Origin of the sequence: Maribacter aquivivus, assembly GCF_900142175.1 — a bacterium.
In the GTDB taxonomy this organism is placed as follows: domain Bacteria; phylum Bacteroidota; class Bacteroidia; order Flavobacteriales; family Flavobacteriaceae; genus Maribacter; species Maribacter aquivivus.
In genome coordinates this window covers 81081-97378 of record NZ_FQZX01000005.1, presented here as the reverse complement: position 1 = coordinate 97378, position 16298 = coordinate 81081, and the positions used below count along the sequence as shown (strand labels likewise).

Here is a 16298-nt window from a genome sequence, read left to right as displayed (position 1 = left end):
TATACAATTATTGTATCAACATGAATGTAGAAGAGATTATTAAAACAAATAAAAAAATGCCGTTGGCAAAACGGACATTAATACATGTAGCATTAGTTGCAAACAAGCTAGATGAGGAAGTATCTGCGGTTCTTAAACCTTATGATATTTCTATACAACAGTTTAATGTTTTAAGAATTTTAAGAGGTCAAAATGGTAAACCTGCCAATCTTTCTACTATAAATGATAGAATGGTTACCAAAATGAGCAATACTACACGATTAGTCGATAAACTAATTTTAAAAAATTTCGTCAACAGAACAATCTGTTTAAAAAACAGAAGAAAGGTTGAAATTGTCATCACTGAAGCTGGCTTAAATTTTCTAAATGAAATTGATGGAATACTTTTTGAAGCTGAGAAGAAAATACTTAAAAACTTTAGCGATGCAGAATTACATGAACTAAATGAATTATTAAATAAATTTTAAGTTAAAAATAAATGAACCCAATAGTAGATAAATTGAATTGGCGTTATGCCACCAAAAAATTCGATAGCTCAAAAAAGATAAGCAAAGAAGATTTAGAAACTCTTTTAGAAGCTGCTAGATTAACTGCCTCTTCTTATGGTTTACAACCATATGAAATTTATGTTATTAAAGATACAGATGTACGAAAAAATTTAAGAAAAGCTTCTTATAACCAGCCTCAAATAACAGATGCATCTTATTTAATAGTTCTTGCTAATAAACCAACATTTAATGAAACTATGATCGACGACTACATAGCTAATATTATGGCTATACGTGGAGTTTCAAAAGATGACCTTGAAGGTTTTTCTCAAACTATGAAATCTACATTATTAGATTTACCTGATGCTCATAAGAACACCTGGACATCTAACCAAGCCTATATCGTATTAGGTAATTTAATGACTATAGCCGCCGAAATGGAAATCGATACCTGCCCAATGGAAGGTTTTGACAAAGCGCAATACAATGAAATTTTAGGTCTTACCGACAAAGGTTTAAATGCTGCAGTAGTTTTAGCTGTTGGCTATAGATCGTCTGAAGATGACACCCAAAATTACCCTAAGGTCAGATATTCTAAAGAACAAATTATTACACATATATAAATTAAACACAATCATTTAAAATTAGAAACATGAAAAAATCATTATTAAGTTTAGCATTTGTAGCCGTTTTTGGATTTAGCGCAACAGCATCTACCCCAATTGATGGAGAGAAAAAACAAATAAAAGTTAGCGAAAGCACTGTTACCTGGAAAGGTTACAAAGTTACTGGAGAACACAATGGTAGCATCAACCTAAAATCTGGTCATTTAGAAATGAACGGAAAAAAATTAACTGGCGGTGAATTTGTCGTTGATATGACTTCAATTAGCGTTAGTGACTTAGAAGCAGGACAAGGAAAAGAAAAATTAGAAGGTCATTTACAGTCTGCAGATTTTTTTGGTGTTGAAAGCAACCCAACCTCTAAATTGGTTTTTACATCAGTTAAAGCTATGAACGATAACTCATATACAGTTACCGGAGATTTAACTATTAAAGGTATTACCAAGCCAGTAACCTTAGTAGTTTCTATGTTTGAAAATAAAGCTACTGCTACTGTAAAAGTTGATAGAACTAAATTTGATATTAAATATGGTTCAGGTAGCTTTTTTGATAACCTTGGCGATAAAGCAATCTACGATGATTTTGATTTGGTAGTAGATTTAGCACTATAATCGTTTTAAAACAATCGAATTACAACAATTTAAAATCCCTTTGATAAATTTCAAAGGGATTTTTATTTTTGACTAGGTAAAGTTTGATAGTTTAAAATTCCTCTTTATATTTGATGCTCAATGAAAAATTTAATCGCAAATACTTGGTGGTGGAACAACTTACGAAAAACATCGTGAGCAAAGCATCATTGTAGTAAAACTATATAAAGGCTTGTCATCACGACAAGCCTTCTTTATTTTATAAAAGTACCTATGACCTATCAATTTAAGACATATCATAAAAAAATTCTTGCCGATACCATGACGCCGGTAAGTGTTTATTTGAAAATTAGAGATCGCTTTCCTAATAGTATTTTATTAGAGAGTAGTGACTATCATGCTAATAACAATAGCTTTTCGTACATCTGCTGCAACCCAATTGCATCTATTAAAGTAGAGAATGAGATTATTACAAAGCAGTTTCCCGATGGTACCGTTGAAGAGACTCAAATTACGGCAAGCACCAATGTTGTTGATATTATTGATACGTTCAGCAAAACGTTCAAGGCAGATACTAACGACTTTAAATTCATAAATAATGGTCTGTTCGGCTATATGGCTTACGATGCCGTTCGGTATTTTGAAGATGTAGATATATCGGTTAAAGATGACTCAGTTCATATTCCAGATATTTACTACGCGGTATATCAAAACATTATTGCTATAAACCATTATAAGAATGAAGCTTATCTTTTTGCCCATTGTTATAACACAGAGAATAATATTCCTGAATTAGAGCAACTGTTAAGTATTAGGAATTTTGCTACCTATAATTTTAAAATAGAAGGCAATAGAGAGTCTAATTTAGAAGATGAAGAATATAGAGAACAGGTAGCTTTAGCCAAAAAACATTGTCAACGTGGCGATGTTTTTCAATTGGTGTTAAGTCGTCGTTTTTCTCAAGGTTTTAAAGGTGATGAGTTTAATGTCTATAGAGCGTTACGTTCTGTTAATCCTTCACCATATCTATTCTATTTTGATTATGGAGATTTTAAAATATTCGGCAGCTCGCCCGAAGCGCAATTGATTGTGAGCGATGGTAAAGCTGAAATTCACCCTATAGCTGGCACTTTTAAAAGAACCGGAAACGATGAAAAAGATGCGCAACTTGCAAAAGAATTAAAGACCGACGATAAGGAAAACAGCGAGCATGTAATGTTAGTAGATCTTGCTCGTAACGATCTTAGTAGAAATGGTAGCGTAGTACAGGTAGAAAACTATAGAGAAGTACAGTTCTTCTCTCATGTAATTCACTTAGTTTCTAAGGTTACAGGAATGAAAAAAAGTGATATACCTACCATGAAAGTGGTAGCTGACACTTTTCCTGCTGGTACCTTAAGTGGCGCGCCAAAACATATGGCAATGCAACTTATTGAAAAATATGAAAAAACGAGTCGTGGGTATTATGGTGGCGCTATCGGTTTCATGGATTTCTCAGGAAACTTCAACCATGCCATCATGATCAGAACTTTTTTAAGTAAAAATCATAAACTACATTATCAGGCTGGCGCCGGATTGGTAGCTGCATCAAACCCAGAAAGCGAACTACAAGAAACATATAACAAACTAGGCGCTTTGACCAAGGCATTAGAAATAGCTGAAGAAATATAAGATGAAGAAAATATTAGTTATAGATAATTACGATAGTTTCACTTATAACCTAGTGCATTATTTAGAGGAATTAGGTTGCGAGGTTATTGTAAAACGTAATGACCAACTTACTCTAGAAGAGGTTGATGCTTTTGATAAAATTGTACTTTCTCCAGGTCCTGGTATTCCTGATGAAGCTGGATTATTAAAACAGATTATCGAAAAATATGCACCTACCAAAAGTATATTCGGTGTTTGTTTGGGACAACAAGCTATTGCCGAAGTTTTTGGTGGTTCACTAATAAACTTAGACGAAGTGTATCATGGTATTGCAACCAAAATACAAATTATAAAAGATGATACTATTTTTGAAGGCCTGCCTAAAGAGATTGAAGTAGGCAGGTACCATTCTTGGGTGGTGAATCCTGATTTGCCAGAAGTATTAGAAGCTACTTCTTTAGATGAAAACGGACAAATAATGTCGCTTCGTCATAAAACTTATGATGTTCGTGCGGTACAATTTCACCCAGAATCCGTGCTTACTCCACAAGGAAAAAAGATGTTAGAAAATTGGTTGACGGCTTAAGCTTAATTACCATATAATAAGCATTAAGGTTTCACTTAATACAACTAAGAGAATGAAAGAGACACTAAATAAACTTATAAATCACGAAATACTTTCCAAAGAAGATGCGAAACGCATTTTGGTAAATATTGCTAAAGGTGATTACAATACAAGTCAAATTGCGGCATTTTTAACCGTATATATGATGCGTAGTATTACTATAGAAGAGCTAGAGGGATTTAGAGATGCACTGTTAGATTTATGTTTGGCTGTAGATTTATCTGCTTATAATCCTATTGATCTTTGTGGTACTGGTGGTGATGGAAAAGACACATTTAATATTTCAACTTTAGCATCTTTCGTTACCGCTGGTGCGGGCGTAAAAGTTACAAAACATGGTAACTACGGAGTTTCTTCTAAATGTGGTAGTAGTAATGTGATGGAATTTCTAGGGATAAAATTCAGTAACGAAGCTGGCTTCCTAGAAAAATGTATAGATGAAGCTGGTATTTGTGTTTTACACGCTCCCCTATTTCACCCAGCTATGAAAAATGTGGCTCCTATTCGTAAAGATTTAGGTGTTAAAACATTCTTCAACATGCTTGGTCCTATGGTGAATCCTGCGTTTCCTAAGAACCAAATGGTAGGTGTTTTCAACTTAGAACTGGCTCGTATGTACGGATATTTATATCAAAAGACCGATAAAAATTTTACCGTACTTCATGCATTAGATGGTTATGATGAAATCTCCTTGACAGGAAATACCAAAACTATATCTAACCATACAGAGAGTATGCTTAAACCTTCAGATTTTGGTGTAAAACAAATAAAGCAAAGTGAAATAGTTGGTGGAGATTCTATTGACACTTCTGCCCAAATATTTTTAAATGTTTTACAAGGCAGAGGTACCGAAGCTCAGAATAATGTGGTTTGTGCCAATGCAGGTATTGCTATTGCTACGGTAGAAGATTTGACACCACTTCAAGGTTTTGAAAAAGCCAAAGAATCTTTGTTAAGTGGAAAAGGATTGGTAGCATTGAAGAAAATACAAGAGTTGAGTATTTAAATGGAGTTCATGTTTTATGCTTAAACAAATTAATATTCATAATAAGGGTGAAGTAGTAATATTAACTGTAGGAGATTGTAAAGTTGATATTATTGGAGGATTTTATGTTCAATTAGGTGATTTTTTAATAATGTTAAAAAACTTAAAGACATTAGAAATAAAAAAATTTAGAAGAGTTTGCATAAAAGTAAAATCATGGCATCTATTTAATCAAAGATCTATTAGAATTTTTAATATAGACATTATGGAACCTGGTGAGTATTTAATAGAATTCATAAAACCAGAACAGGTTTTAATTAAAAGATCAAGGTTGCCAATTTTAAATCTATTAAAAGAACCAATCAACAATAAAAACTTAGAGATAGGATTAATAAATTAAATTGCATGAACATTCTAGATAAAATAGTAGCTGACAAACGTAAAGAGGTCGAATTGAAAAAATCAATTATTTCGGTTTCTCAATATGAAGCTTCTGTGCTTTTTGAAAGAAAAACAAACTCTTTGGCTCAAGCACTAAGAAATAGTGATACGGGAATTATTTCTGAATTTAAACGTAGGTCTCCGTCCAAGGAAAGTATCAACCAAAATGCAAACGTAGGTCAGGTTGCTAAAGGTTACGAGAAAGCCGGCGTATGTGGCATGAGTGTTTTAACCGACATTAAATATTTTGGTGGTTCTATTGAAGATTTAATATTGGCACGCGCATCGGTCAATCTTCCATTACTACGTAAAGAATTTATCATTAGCGAATATCAAATAATTGAAGCTAAAGCAAATGGTGCCGATGTTATTTTACTCATCGCTGCCATACTTACAAGACAAGAAATTAAAACGTATTCTGAGTTGGCTAAAAGTTTAGGTTTAGATGTATTATTAGAGGTACATAACGAAGAAGAACTTCATAAATCTATAATGCCCAGTTTAGATATGCTAGGTGTAAACAATAGAAATCTGAAGACTTTTGAAGTTAGTTTAGAAACAAGTAAAAAGTTATCAAAACTGATACCAGATGATTTTGTAAAAGTTTCTGAAAGTGGTATTAGTTCTGTAGATGCTATTAAAGAATTAAAACCATATGGTTATGAAGGCTTTTTAATTGGAGAAAATTTTATGAAAACGGACAACCCCGGTAAAAGTGCTATTGAATTCATTAAAAACCTAAAGAACTAATGAAACTTAAAATTTGTGGAATGAAACTGAATACGCCTGAAGTTGCGCAATTGCGACCAGACTATTTAGGCTTTATTTTCTGGGAACCTTCTTCTCGGTTTTTTGAAGGTGAAATCCCTGAACTTCCGCATTCCATAAGTAAAGTAGGAGTTTTTGTTGATGCTGAGCTTGAATATGTTATTGATATGGTAAGCAAACATCAGTTACAAGGCTTACAATTACATGGTCATGAAACCCCGGAATACTGTACTAAAATTGCATCTGAATTAAAAAAACAAAATCATAAAGTCGACATCATAAAAGTCTTCTCAATCAAAGAGGAATTTAACTTTGATGTATTGAAACCATATGAAAATGTGTGCGACTATTACCTTTTTGACACTAAAGGAAAATTACCTGGTGGTAATGGGTATACATTTGACTGGTCTGTTCTAAAGAATTACCCCTCTACCAAACCATATTTTTTAAGTGGAGGTATTGGTTTAAATAATCTTGATAAGATTAATGAGTTTATGAAAACACCTGAGTCTAAATACTGCTTTGCCATTGATGTAAATAGCAGCTTTGAAATAGCACCAGGATTAAAAAATATTGAAGAATTACAAAAGTTTAAAGAAGCGCTATGAATTATAATGCTGATGAAAAAGGATACTACGGTGAATTTGGTGGTGCCTTTATACCTGAAATGTTGTACCCAAATGTAGAAGAGCTACGACAGAATTATTTAAAACTGATGTATGAAGATTCTTTTCAGAAAGAATTTAATCAGCTTTTAAAAGACTATGTTGGTAGACCTTCTCCCCTATATTTTGCTAAACGTCTTTCTGAAAAGCACGGATGTAAAATATATCTAAAAAGAGAAGACCTTAACCATACTGGTGCCCACAAGATCAATAATACAGTCGGTCAAATTCTTATGGCGCAAAAATTGGGTAAAACTAGAATTATTGCTGAAACTGGTGCTGGTCAACATGGTGTGGCTACAGCTACTGTTTGCGCTTTAATGGGCATGGAATGTATCGTTTACATGGGTGAAATTGATATTGCGCGTCAAGCCCCTAATGTTGCCCGTATGAAAATGCTCGGTGCTGAAGTACGACCTGCAAAATCTGGGAGTAGAACATTAAAAGATGCTACCAACGAAGCTATTAGAGATTGGATCAATAACCCTGTAGATACACATTACATTATTGGTTCTGCAATTGGTCCGCATCCTTACCCAGACATGGTTACTCGTTTTCAATCTATAATATCTGAAGAGATAAAATGGCAACTGAAAGAACATGAAGGGCGAGAAAATCCTGATTATGTAGTGGCTTGTATTGGTGGTGGAAGTAATGCCGCTGGTACTTATTATCACTTCTTAGATGAACCTGAGGTTGGCATTATTGCTGTTGAAGCTGCTGGTAAAGGTGTTAATTCTGGTGAAAGTGCAGCAACATCTGCTCTTGGTAAAGTAGGTATTATTCATGGTTGCAAAACCATGTTGATGCAAACCACAGATGGTCAAATTACCGAACCTTACTCTATTTCTGCCGGATTAGATTATCCTGGCGTAGGGCCAATGCACTCACATTTATTTAAATCTGGTCGTGCTGAATTTTACTCAGCTACTGATGATGAAGCTATGGCAGCAGGTTTAGAACTATCACAATTAGAAGGTATTATACCCGCTATTGAAACGGGACATGCATTTGCAATTTTTGAACATAAAAAATTCAAAAAAGATGACGTTGTCGTTATCAGTCTTTCTGGTCGTGGAGATAAAGATTTGAACACTTATATTGATTACTTTAAGTTAGCATAACCTTATTATGAGCAATAGAATTACAACAAAATTACAAGAAGACAAAAAGCTTCTTTCTATATATTTCACCGCTGGTTACCCTGCATTGAACGATACCGTACAAATCATTCAAGATTTGGAAAAGAATGGGGTTGATATGATTGAAATAGGTCTACCATTTAGTGACCCATTAGCAGACGGACCTACTATTCAAGAAAGCTCAACAGCTGCATTGAAAAATGGAATGACCTCCGAAATACTTTTCAACCAATTAAAAGATATTCGTAAAACGGTTTCTATCCCTTTAATTATCATGGGATATTTTAACCCAATGTTGCAATATGGTGTTGAGGCATTCTGTAAAAAATGTCAAGAGATTGGTATTGACGGACTCATTTTACCAGACCTTCCGTTAGATGTTTACCAAGAAGATTATGAAGCTATTTTTAAGAAATACGGACTCATAAATGTTTTTCTAATTACACCACAAACGAGCGATACTCGTATTCGCCAAATTGACGATGCTTCAAACGGATTCATCTATATGGTAAGCTCAGCTAGTGTTACAGGTTCAAAATCGGGCTTTGGTCAAGAACAAGAAAGTTATTTTGAGCGTATTGCGGCAATGAATTTAAAGAACCCACAAATAGTAGGTTTCGGTATTAAAGATGAAGAAACATTTCAACAAGCTACGAAAACTGCTAAAGGTGCTATAATAGGCTCTGCTTTTATTAAGCATTTGACTGCTAATGGAACTGATAAAACTGCTGAGTTCACCAAACTAATACGTTAATTTGAAAGAGTTCATAAACAATTGGAAACTAATTATTCTACTATGCCTTACCTTAGGTTTAGCTCCGTTTTTTCCTGAACCTCATATTTGGGGTAAACTGAAATGGATTTTTGATGGCGCTAAGGGAATGGTCTTCATGGATTGGTTTGATGTTATATTACATGGATTTCCTTATATACTTTTAATCCGTGTTATTATTATTAAAATAGTAAACGTAAAAGCGAGCAAATAAATCTACAATATCAATTCTATTGACATTTAATATCTTAAATAACAATTTAGTATTATTCAATACATCAAAAAATAAAAAGGTTGCCAAAGTTGGCAACCTTTTTTATTAAAATCTATGTTCAAAAAATATATAACTAACTGACTTAGTATCGCTACCACAAATGACACACAACAATCATACTTAATTTTTAAGTATAATAATTTTGTATAAAGAAAACCTTAACAACTGCCAAAATCTAAATAGAGCTCAATTCCCCGCATTTTGCTTACATTTAAAGAATATATCTACGAGAACGAACATGAAAAAATCACTTACACTTCTATTAATTATATCTCTTTATTCTGGCTACTCACAAGACTCTATACTTATTAAATCTAAAGTTGCCAATGCTATTGTAGAATTAAGAGAATTTGTTGCTATACCAAATGATGCCTTAAACGCAGATGATATAGATACTAACCTATATTGGCTTAGAAAAAAATTTACCGAACGAGGCTTCAATAGTACCATATTAGAAACAGAGGGTTTACCACTTTTCTTTGCTGCCCTACCGATGGATGACAATAAACCTACCATCTTATTTTACATGCATTTAGATGGTCAATCTGTTGATGCTAAAAAATGGGATCAACCAGACCCTTATAAAGTAGTACTGAAATCTAAAACCGGTGATGGCTGGAAAAAAGAAGCATTTTCAGATTTAGAAGATGATATTAATTATGACTGGAGACTTTTTGGAAGATCAACATCTGACGATAAAGGACCTATTGTTATGTTTTTAAATGCTATTGATGCACTTAAAAAAGACGGTATTGAAATACCTTATAATGTAAAGGTCATTTTAGATAGTGAAGAAGAGAAAAGTAGTGCGCCTTTACCGCAAGCTGTACGTACATATAAAGATTTACTTAAAGCTGACTTCTTAGTTATTAATGATGGTCCGGTACATGTTTCTGGTAAACCTACCGTTGTTTATGGTTGTAGAGGCATTACTACGTTATCAATTACAACTCACGGTCCAATAAAACCTCAACACAGTGGGCATTACGGAAACTACGCTCCAAACCCTGGTTTTCAATTAGCGCAACTTTTAGCAACTATGAAAGATGCTGATGGTCGAGTTTTGATTAAAGGATATTATGACGGAATAACCTTAGATGAAGCTACATTAGAAATATTAAAAAGTGTACCTGATAATATCGAAGAGATCAATACAAATTTAGCAATTTCTAATCCTGAAAAGGTAGGAAGCTTTTATCAAGAAGCTTTGCAATACCCTTCTTTGAATATACGCGGATTAGGTTCTGGATGGATCGGTGATCAAGCTAGAACAATTTTACCAGCTACAGCTACAGCAGAATTAGACTTAAGGCTAGTGCCTGAATCTGATGGTAACAGACTTAAAAAATTAGTAAAAGAGCATATTAAAAATCAAGGCTTTCATGTGATGAGTACCGAGCCTACTATGGAAGACAGACTAAAATATGATAAGATAGTTACCATTAAAGAAGGTTCGGTTACAGATGCCTTCCGTACAGATTTGAATAATCCGTTTGGTAATAGCATTGTAAAAACCATGGAAACTAAATTCGGAGAAAAGCCCGTTCAAATAAGAATAATGGGTGGTACGGTTCCTATTTCTCCTTTTATCAATGAATTAAAGATTCCGGCATTTATTGTACCAATGGTGAACGCAGATAACAATCAACACAGCCCGAACGAGAATTTAAAAATTGGTCAGATTGCTTATGGTATCGAAACATTTTATGCGTTATTAAGTTCTAAAATGTAATATTCTGCCACATTAGAAATTATTTACAGTCTTTTATATAAATGCCGATTCTTCTGCCTTCAACCTGCAAAATTATCGGCATAATAATTGAATTAAGACTATTATGATATTTAAAAATCACCTTTGGCTATTCCTATTTTCTATTTTTATATTAACTACAAGTTTTTCGAAAGAAGATTTTAAAAGGACAGAAAACTATACATACACAACAAAGCGATTGCCGACCATGGTTGAATCATTGCAACATGGCGAACATTACACCATTCAAATTACATCTATTGGTTGTTTTCATGGTAAACGCCAAACCATTACTGTTTTAAATAAAGAAGGCATTTTAACTGCTAGCTTAAATAATAAAAGAAAAATTCTATCTCCATCCAATGTTAATGAACTCATTCATTTTGAACTTCAACTCAGAGAAATTCCATTAGGTGGTTGCACGACTATAGACACCTATAGCATCAATAATGATTACGAAACTTTTACAATTAGCGATGGCACTTGTAGCTGGCAAGGTTATAAATCACTACTAGCCATATTTTAGATAGATAATAAAGTAAAAGCAACCAACTCTCAACTAATCAACATATTACCGTGAAACCTGTCAAAATAGGTAATACTTCATAAATATCACGAAACTATCACAAGAGTTATCACAATAAGTTGATATTCTTGTGATTACCTTGTTATATGATTTTTATTCATTTGTCTGTAACCAAAAAAACAGAACATATGAAAAATTTCAACTTTTTATCAATTTTAATGCTTTTGCTAATTTTTGCAAGTTGCTCAGATGACGACAATGCCGTATCCAACGTAATCATACCAGAATCTGGTGACATTGCTGGCGGACCTTTTACCTTTTGTGTAGATGGTGTACCTGATATGGTAAGTGGCATAACCCTTAACAGTGAAAGCACTACAGGTAGTAGCAGCACATGGGTAATTACTGATGACCAAAATAATATTCTTGGTATTCCTCCAACTTTAGAAGCAGTACAGGGTGTTGATTTTGACGCTGCCGGTGCAGGTACTTGTTTTATTTGGTACCTAAGATATGAAGAAGGACTAACCGGACTTGAAATGGGTCTGAACACTAATGGTTTTGAAGGTTCTTTTGATTTATCGAACTCCATTGAGGTACAAAGGAATGAAACCATAGCAGGTGTTTTATCTGGTGGACCATATGAATTTACTGTAGATGGGAAAGCAGATTTCGTTACCGATATTTCTTTAGATAGTGAAAATGCAATTGGTAGCAATAGTACATTTGTAATTACCGATGATGAACTAAATATTCTTGGATTACCTCCTACATTAGATGCTGTAAAAGAAGTTGATTTTGACATGGCAGGTGCGGGTGTTTGTCTTATCTGGTATTTACGATATGAAGATGAGTTAATTGGCGCTGAAGCAGGTATGAATGCAGGAGAACTTAAAGGCTGTTTTAGTTTGTCTAATTCTATTCAAGTTACTCGTTTAGATGCTGCAAACGCAGGAACTATTTCTGGCGGACCATTTAACTTTTGTGTTGACGGTGAAGTTGATAATGTGTATGGTATTACACTAGATAGCACCGAAGCTAATGGCAGCAATAGTAGCTGGGTGATTACGGATGAACAAGGTAACATTTTAGGTCTTCCACCAACATTGGAAGCAGTAGAAGGGGTGAATTTTGATGGAGCAGGAGCTGGCACTTGCTTAATATGGTATTTACGCTATGAAGGTGAATTGAACGGACTAGCTGTTGATATGAATGCAAATGACCTACAGGGTAATTTTAATTTATCTAATTCAATTGAAGTGGTTAGAAGTAAAACAGAAGCCGGAGTTTTAACTGGTGGACCATATAAATTCTATGTAGATGGTGAAGCTGATTATGTAACCAATATTATGCTAGATGCCTCTGAAGCTTCAGGAACAAATAGCACATGGGTTATTACAGATGAAGAATTGAATATTCTTGGTCTTCCACCAACTATTGATGCTGTTAAAGGTGTAAACTTTGATGCTGCGGGTGTTGGTACTTGTTTAATTTGGTATTTAAGATATGAAGATGGTTTAGAAGGTGCTGCCATGGGCAATAATGCCGCAGACTTAAAAGGATGTTTTGACCTTTCGAACTCTATTGAAGTTCAGAGAGTCCAAGGTGTAAATGCAGGTACTTTAGAAGGAGGTCCGTTTAGCTTTTGTGTTGACGGTGAAGTTGATAATGTGTATGGTATTACACTAGACAACTCCAACGCATCAGGTACCCAAAACACTTGGGTCATTACCGATGACCAAGGAAAAATATTAGGTCTACCACCAACACTTGAAGCTGTAGAAGGTGTAAACTTTGATGGAGCAGGTGCTGGAACTTGTCTTATATGGTACGCCCGTTACGAAGGTGAAATTACAGGTCTTGAAGTAGATATGAATGCAAATAACATTACAGGTAATTTTGCGCTATCTAACCCATTGACAGTGGTAAGAACAAAACCTGAAGCTGGTACAATTACAGGAGGTCCGTTTGAATTTATTGTTGATGAAACCGCTGATTTTGTAACTGGTATTTCTCTAAGTAATGAAAATGCTTCTGGAGCAAATAGTTCTTGGATCATAACAGATGAATCTGGTAAAATCCTTGGATTACCACCAACGCTAGCAGATTTAAAATCGGTTGATTTCAATGCCGCAGGTGAAGGCACTTGTTTTATCTACTATATTAGATATGAAGATGGATTAACAGGTATGGAACCTGGCTGGACATTTGATGAATTCAATGGTTGTTTTGATATTTCAAACAATATAAAAGTGGTTCGTAAAGTGCATTAAACCTAAACGAATTCAATAAAAAAGGCTCTGTAATTAAACTTACAGAGCCTTTTTTGATTTTACTATAAAATATTAAGCCGAGTTTCTACTAGCATTAATATTACCATATAGAGAACGAGTTACAATTTTCTCATATAACTCTTTATACTCCGTACCCTCGCCTATTCTTTGAAGTGCATATTGTTGTATAACCAATAACGGTAAAACAATATTCTCTCTAATCTTAATAGACTCTCTTGAGATTGCTTCTTTTTGCATTAAAATTTCCATTCCAGATAATTTCAATAACATTGCTTTAGAAAGCTGGTACTCTGCCAATAAAATCTCCCAAAAAGCACCATATTCTTTATTCTCTTTCATATAACTAGTCAATTCAAAATAACATTTAGAAAGACTCATCATACTATTCATCATTAAAGCTTGAAAGAATGGCACCTCATTGTAAAGCTTCTGAGCTTCTGCAAATCTTCCACTATCTTCTAAGTTTTTTAAAGCTGTACCAATACCGTAATATCCTGGTACGTTTTGCTTTAATTGACTCCATGAACCTACAAAAGAAATTGCACGTAAATCTGACAACTCCAACTTAGCCTTATTTCCTCTTTTACCTGGCCTACTTCCAATATTAGCTTTTGTATAATACTTAAGCGTACTCATATTTTCTAAATATGGCATAAACTTATCATGATGCTTTAAGTCATCATACTTTTTAAAACTCATTTCAGATAATTCTTCTATCAGTTCTCTATCTGAATCTGATATAACAATTTCTTTTTCAAGTATTGTATTTGACAAACCTGCTGTCAATAACTGCTCACTATTATAAATGAACTGTTCTTTTGTACCATACGTACTAGTAATGGTTTGTCCTTGAATGGTAAGTTGAATTTCGTTATTCGCAACTTTATTTGTCTGTGCTGCATAAAAACGATGTGTTTTACCACCACCTCTTGCTGGTGGTCCTCCTCTACCATCAAAGAAAATAGCCGCTATGCCATGTTCGTCGCAAACTTCTGAAAGTTCTTCTTTAGTTTTCAAAATAGACCAGTTCGCTTTTAAGTAACCACCATCTTTTGTACCATCAGAAAAACCAAGCATTATAGTTTGCTTATCATTTCTATTCTTGATGTGTGCTTTATATTCTGGTAAATTAAATAAAAATTGCATGGTAGCCTGCGCATTATCCATACCATTCATGGTTTCAAATAATGGTACAATATCAAAAGTAATATCCTTACCTGCCCAACCGCACCATCTAAACAATGCATAGACGAAAAGAATAGAGAAGACATCTTCAGAATTACTAATGATGTATCTATTACAACCTTCCTCACCATTCTTATCTTGTATGGTCTGTAGTTGAAGTATGTTCTTAACAGTATCTTTTACAATATCTTCTTCATAGTCATCTGCAACTAAATTCAAATTCTCATGTAAAAGAATATCAATCAATTTTTCTTCAGATAATTCACTAAGGTCTTCTTTGATCAATCCATTCTTTTTCAAAACCTCAACTATCACCTTAGTATGCATACTATGGTCTTGACGAATATCGATTGTTGCAAAGTGAACTTTAAAGATTTTTACTTTATCAATTAAAAGCTCTAAATCTTTTAAATAAAGGCTTTGATATTTTTCTATCAGTATTAATCTAATTTCTTCTAACGGTATAATTAAATCTTCATAACCAATATCTTTAGAACTATCGAACATAGCGGTATAAAGATTAGATCTTAGCTTTTGTAATGGTTCTTGTACATCTTTGAAGGTAAGTTTATGAACCAACCCTTTTAAGTCATTATAATAACACTTCATTAAAGTTAAACGAAGTTCGTTCATTACATCTCTAGTAATATCTGCCGTTACGAACGGATTACCATCACGGTCACCACCAGGCCAAAAACCTAATTTTACTATATCATGATTTTCAAATGCCTTTGATCCTACACTACCTTTTATATATGCATACATTTCACCAATAGCGTCATAGTATACATGTCTTAATGTATAAATAATGTTTTTAGCTTCATCTAAAGGTGTAGGCTTCTTAGCGTTTATTAAAGAGGTAAGTCCTAACTGTTGCAATCCAACATCAATCTCATCTATTTTATCTTCTAAGATCAATGTTCTAAGATTGGTGATTATATCTAAAACCGCAGGTGTGTAAAACTGTGTAGGGTGTGCTGTTAGCACTATTCTAGCACTGAAATTACTCAGCTTATCCCAAATAGTATCCCAAGAATTATTTTTCTCAACTAACTGAAAATAATCTTTCAATGATAATGAACTAGAATGTTTTTGCAACTTCGGGAATGCTGCATCTTCTACACTATCATAAAGTACTACCTGACGTTCTACGTATTGAATTATACGGAACATAAAATCTATCTGTTCTTTTTCTGATTTTATTTCTACAAAGTTCTCAAAAAAGTTTTCTAGAATTTCTTTCGGATTAAGACCATCACTTAATCCCTTTTCAGATTGATTCAGCAATAACGGAATCAACATACCCACATTCTCAATATTCTTATAGGGTAGATTTAAAAACAGACTGTTATAGACATTAAATTTATTTTGGACAGATTTCTTAAATTCTGCCAACCTTTCTTGTTGTTGCATATATTAAAAACTTTGGGCCATACCGTTATGGCAAACTTGCTAAAATTCGAATATAAATATCGCTAATCCTAGAGAATTTGGATAATGATTTTTGTGAAATATCATAA

At 33.7% G+C, this 16298-nt stretch carries 16 protein-coding genes; 15 read left to right on the top strand and 1 reads right to left on the bottom strand.

The genetic code is table 11. The annotated features are described in order from the left end of the window. Positions 1 to 20: 20 nt before the first annotated feature. The 15 genes from BUC31_RS19270 to BUC31_RS19200 all read left to right on the top strand — a co-directional run bounded on the left by BUC31_RS19270 (position 21) and on the right by BUC31_RS19200 (position 13572). Positions 21 to 467: a MarR family winged helix-turn-helix transcriptional regulator gene (locus BUC31_RS19270; RefSeq protein WP_073247332.1), complete on the top strand. Its 447-nt coding sequence runs from the start codon at positions 21 to 23 to the stop codon at positions 465 to 467. A gap of 11 nt (positions 468 to 478) precedes the next feature. Further along, positions 479 to 1111, top strand: a complete 633-nt coding sequence (locus tag BUC31_RS19265; protein ID WP_073247330.1) for an NAD(P)H-dependent oxidoreductase — start codon at positions 479 to 481, stop codon at positions 1109 to 1111. A 29-nt stretch (positions 1112 to 1140) separates the two neighbouring features. Continuing rightward, positions 1141 to 1722, top strand: coding sequence for a YceI family protein (locus BUC31_RS19260; RefSeq protein ID WP_170861985.1), 582 nt, complete (start codon positions 1141 to 1143; stop codon positions 1720 to 1722). 252 nt (positions 1723 to 1974) lie between these two features. Beyond that, positions 1975 to 3372 (top strand): anthranilate synthase component I family protein, encoded by a 1398-nt coding sequence (locus BUC31_RS19255; RefSeq protein WP_073247326.1) that lies wholly within the window; start codon positions 1975 to 1977, stop codon positions 3370 to 3372. 1 nt (position 3373) lies between these two features. Beyond that, positions 3374 to 3937 carry an anthranilate synthase component II gene (locus tag BUC31_RS19250; protein WP_073247324.1) on the top strand — a complete coding sequence of 188 codons (564 nt, stop codon included), beginning with the start codon at positions 3374 to 3376 and terminating at the stop codon, positions 3935 to 3937. A 52-nt stretch (positions 3938 to 3989) separates the two neighbouring features. Beyond that, positions 3990 to 4982 carry an anthranilate phosphoribosyltransferase gene (trpD, locus tag BUC31_RS19245; RefSeq protein ID WP_073247322.1) on the top strand — a complete coding sequence of 331 codons (993 nt, stop codon included), beginning with the start codon at positions 3990 to 3992 and terminating at the stop codon, positions 4980 to 4982. 16 nt (positions 4983 to 4998) lie between these two features. After that, a complete protein-coding gene (locus tag BUC31_RS19240) occupies positions 4999 to 5361 on the top strand; it encodes a hypothetical protein (RefSeq protein WP_073247320.1) in 363 nt (120 codons plus the stop codon). A 5-nt stretch (positions 5362 to 5366) separates the two neighbouring features. Beyond that, entirely contained in the window at positions 5367 to 6152 is a 786-nt protein-coding gene (gene trpC, locus BUC31_RS19235; protein WP_073247318.1) for an indole-3-glycerol phosphate synthase TrpC, read from the top strand. Further along, on the top strand, positions 6152 to 6778 hold the full coding sequence (locus BUC31_RS19230; RefSeq protein WP_073247317.1) for a phosphoribosylanthranilate isomerase: 627 nt from the start codon (positions 6152 to 6154) through the stop codon (positions 6776 to 6778). Before trpC ends, BUC31_RS19230 begins: the two co-directional genes overlap by 1 nt. Next, a complete protein-coding gene (gene trpB / locus BUC31_RS19225; protein ID WP_073247315.1) occupies positions 6775 to 7959 on the top strand; it encodes a tryptophan synthase subunit beta in 1185 nt (394 codons plus the stop codon). The genes BUC31_RS19230 and trpB overlap by 4 nt, the downstream gene beginning before the upstream one ends. Positions 7960 to 7966: 7 nt before the next feature. Continuing rightward, positions 7967 to 8731, top strand: a complete 765-nt coding sequence (trpA, locus tag BUC31_RS19220) for a tryptophan synthase subunit alpha (protein ID WP_073247313.1) — start codon at positions 7967 to 7969, stop codon at positions 8729 to 8731. A 1-nt stretch (position 8732) separates the two neighbouring features. After that, positions 8733 to 8963 (top strand): hypothetical protein, encoded by a 231-nt coding sequence (locus BUC31_RS19215; protein WP_073247311.1) that lies wholly within the window; start codon positions 8733 to 8735, stop codon positions 8961 to 8963. 298 nt (positions 8964 to 9261) lie between these two features. Then, positions 9262 to 10755: a M20/M25/M40 family metallo-hydrolase gene (locus tag BUC31_RS19210; protein WP_073247309.1), complete on the top strand. Its 1494-nt coding sequence runs from the start codon at positions 9262 to 9264 to the stop codon at positions 10753 to 10755. Positions 10756 to 10858: 103 nt separating this feature from the next. After that, positions 10859 to 11299, top strand: coding sequence for a hypothetical protein (locus BUC31_RS19205; RefSeq protein ID WP_073247307.1), 441 nt, complete (start codon positions 10859 to 10861; stop codon positions 11297 to 11299). A 188-nt stretch (positions 11300 to 11487) separates the two neighbouring features. Next, entirely contained in the window at positions 11488 to 13572 is a 2085-nt protein-coding gene (locus tag BUC31_RS19200; RefSeq protein ID WP_244534079.1) for a hypothetical protein, read from the top strand. A gap of 72 nt (positions 13573 to 13644) precedes the next feature. Here BUC31_RS19200 and BUC31_RS19195 read toward each other — a convergent pair whose 3' ends face one another. Beyond that, positions 13645 to 16191 carry a phosphoenolpyruvate carboxylase gene (locus BUC31_RS19195; protein WP_073247306.1) on the bottom strand — a complete coding sequence of 849 codons (2547 nt, stop codon included), beginning with the start codon at positions 16189 to 16191 and terminating at the stop codon, positions 13645 to 13647. Positions 16192 to 16298: the final 107 nt, after the last annotated feature.

Coding starts and splice junctions, on each gene's coding strand:
- trpD (WP_073247322.1), top strand. CDS start 3,990: ATGAAAGAGACACTAAATAAACTTATAAATCACGAAATACTTTCCAAA.
- BUC31_RS19255 (WP_073247326.1), top strand. CDS start 1,975: ATGACCTATCAATTTAAGACATATCATAAAAAAATTCTTGCCGATACC.
- BUC31_RS19250 (WP_073247324.1), top strand. CDS start 3,374: ATGAAGAAAATATTAGTTATAGATAATTACGATAGTTTCACTTATAAC.
- BUC31_RS19230 (WP_073247317.1), top strand. CDS start 6,152: ATGAAACTTAAAATTTGTGGAATGAAACTGAATACGCCTGAAGTTGCG.
- BUC31_RS19205 (WP_073247307.1), top strand. CDS start 10,859: ATGATATTTAAAAATCACCTTTGGCTATTCCTATTTTCTATTTTTATA.
- BUC31_RS19195 (WP_073247306.1), bottom strand. CDS start 16,191: ATGCAACAACAAGAAAGGTTGGCAGAATTTAAGAAATCTGTCCAAAAT.
- trpC (WP_073247318.1), top strand. CDS start 5,367: ATGAACATTCTAGATAAAATAGTAGCTGACAAACGTAAAGAGGTCGAA.
- BUC31_RS19265 (WP_073247330.1), top strand. CDS start 479: ATGAACCCAATAGTAGATAAATTGAATTGGCGTTATGCCACCAAAAAA.
- BUC31_RS19210 (WP_073247309.1), top strand. CDS start 9,262: ATGAAAAAATCACTTACACTTCTATTAATTATATCTCTTTATTCTGGC.
- trpB (WP_073247315.1), top strand. CDS start 6,775: ATGAATTATAATGCTGATGAAAAAGGATACTACGGTGAATTTGGTGGT.
- BUC31_RS19270 (WP_073247332.1), top strand. CDS start 21: ATGAATGTAGAAGAGATTATTAAAACAAATAAAAAAATGCCGTTGGCA.
- BUC31_RS19200 (WP_244534079.1), top strand. CDS start 11,488: ATGAAAAATTTCAACTTTTTATCAATTTTAATGCTTTTGCTAATTTTT.
- BUC31_RS19260 (WP_170861985.1), top strand. CDS start 1,141: ATGAAAAAATCATTATTAAGTTTAGCATTTGTAGCCGTTTTTGGATTT.
- BUC31_RS19240 (WP_073247320.1), top strand. CDS start 4,999: ATGCTTAAACAAATTAATATTCATAATAAGGGTGAAGTAGTAATATTA.
- trpA (WP_073247313.1), top strand. CDS start 7,967: ATGAGCAATAGAATTACAACAAAATTACAAGAAGACAAAAAGCTTCTT.